This window comes from Ferruginibacter sp. (genome assembly GCF_031430955.1).
Classification (GTDB): domain Bacteria; phylum Bacteroidota; class Bacteroidia; order Chitinophagales; family Chitinophagaceae; genus Ferruginibacter.
Genome location: NZ_JANPCM010000077.1, coordinates 1 through 2,495, shown reverse-complemented (window position 1 = coordinate 2,495; position 2,495 = coordinate 1). Strand labels below are relative to the sequence as shown.

Genomic DNA, 2,495 nt, shown 5'->3' with positions numbered 1-2,495 from the left:
TATTAACCTGCATAGTAATTTATTGAGATAGATAATATAAATTTTTAGAGCAAGGTTTTAATAGCTATTCGAATAATTCTGGTTGCAGATTTTCTTTATCGTCTTTCTTTTCCCATTCCATTTCTACACTTTTACTAAACTCGGTAAGCTTGGCACCAACTGCTTTCCAGCCCATTACCTCCACCAGTTTTATTACTTTAAATTTGGCTTTGCGTATCATTTGGCCACGGCCGCTTTGTACTACCAAAATGGGTTCAGCATCGGTACTTACCATTTCAAGCCGGTTATCTTTTCCTTCTTTAATAAAAAAGAATTTGCTGTGCAGGGTAGTAGTTTCAATTTTAAAACGTTTGATGTTAAACTGTAATTTTTCATTATCAAGATATACAGCCGTTACAATTTTATCAGGATTAAATTTTTCCATCAGTAAAACTTTTTCCGGATCAAAACGCTGCGTTAATTCCTGGTCAGTAATTTCGTAATTACCATCGTTGTACATAATCAGTATCCTGTCTTCAGCATCAAATTTTCCTAAGTATTCTCCTTTTTCTTCTGTATTTAATCTGCCGAATTTATTATCAAACCATAATTTTTTAGCATCCAGTGTTGATTTACCAGCTTCCTTAAACTTAACCGATTTTATAGGATATTTTGTTACAATATTTCCAATACTGCTGCGGCCTTTTATTTCCTGCTCTTCAAAATAAAAATCAAATTCTTTTTTCTTGGCGCTGCAGTTAGGGCTTAAAATAATTTTTACCACTTCGGCCTCGCCGTTAGCATTGGCGGTAAAATAATGTACCCTGCTTTTTTCGGAGCCCTTTGTTAAATCGTATTCTTTATCTCTTGTTACGCCTGACACATTAAAACGTTTAGCATAACTCACACTGGTTTTAGCATCTACATAAATCATATTGTAAGTAGTGCGTTCATCATTTTTTTGAAAAACGGCTACATGCAAAATATCTTTGCCAATAAAAACTTTGTCAGATACTTTTACCACTTTCATTATGCCGCCTTTGGTAAAAGCTATAATATCATCCAGGTCGGATACTTCTGCCACCAGTTCATCTTTCTTTAAACCAGTACCTATAAAACCATCAGCAAAATTGGCGTACAACTTTGTGTTGGCTATCGCTACCGACTTTGCCTGTATGGTATCAAATAATTTAATTTCGGTTTTACGCTCTCTGCTTTTACCATATTTTTTCAACAGGTTTTCGTAATAAGCTACTGCAAAATCGGTAAGATTAGCAATATCATTTTTAACCTGTTTAATATCTGCTTCCAAACCTTTTATCTGTTCGTTCAGTTCATCAATATCTAACCTGTAAATTCTACGAACTGGTTTTTCGGTAAGTTTTACAATATCTTCTCTTGTAATATCTCTTTTTAATAATTTTTTAAAAGGATTGAAGGCAGTATCAATGGCAGCTAAAACTTTATCCCAGGTTTCATGTTTCTTTTCTAACTCTTTATAAATTTTTTCTTCAAAAAATATTTTTTCTAAGGAAGTGTAATGCCATTTTTCCTGCAGCTCTGCTAATTTTATCTGCAGTTCTTTCAGCAATAGATCTTTGGTATTGTCAGTAGCAATTTGCAATAATTCTTTTACGCCTAAAAACTGCGGTTTATTTTTTACAATAACGCAGCAGTTGGGGGAGATACTTACTTCACAATCGGTAAAAGCGTACAATGCATCAATAGTGATGTCTGGTGAAATGCCCGGCGCCAGTTCAATAATAACTTCCACTGCTGCTGCTGTATGGTCCGTAACTTTTTTAATTTTTATTTTTCCTGCATCTGTTGCTTTTACAATACTTTCCATCAATTGAGTGGTAGTAACGCCAAAGGGGACACTTTTTATAACCAATGTTTTTTTATCCTGCTCTTCTATAATTGCCCTTACCCTTATTTTTCCTCCACGTTTACCATCGCCGTAATTACTGGCATCCATTGTGCCGCCAGTTTGAAAATCGGGAAGTATCTCAAACTTTTTTCCTCTTAAATATTTTATAGAGGCTTCAATTAATTCACAAAAGTTGTGTGGTAAAATTTTGGTGGCTAATCCTACAGCAATACCTTCTGCACCCTGTGCCAGCAGCAAAGGAAATTTCATGGGCAATGTTACCGGTTCGTTTTTTCTACCATCATAACTTAATGCCCAGTCAGTTGTTTTTGAATTAAAAGCAACTTCCAGTGCAAACTTGCTCAACCTTGCTTCTATATAACGAGGCGCTGCGGCATCATCGCCGGTTCTTACATCGCCCCAGTTTCCTTGTGTTTCTATCAATAAATCTTTTTGTCCCAGGTTTACCAATGCATCACCAATACTTGCATCGCCATGCGGATGATACTGCATACTTTGCCCAATAATATTAGCCACTTTATTAAACCGGCCATCATCCATCTCTTTCATGGCATGAAGGATCCTTCTTTGCACCGGTTTTAAACCGTCTTCAATGGCAGGCACGGCCCTTTCCAATATTACATAA

1 protein-coding gene is annotated in these 2,495 nt (G+C 35.8%); it reads right to left on the bottom strand.

The annotated features are described in order from the left end of the window. Nucleotides 1–64: 64 nt before the first annotated feature. Nucleotides 65–2,495: DNA gyrase/topoisomerase IV subunit A (locus ACY65O_RS02140; RefSeq protein WP_462219205.1), on the bottom strand; the 2,431-nt coding region annotated here is incomplete at its 5' end.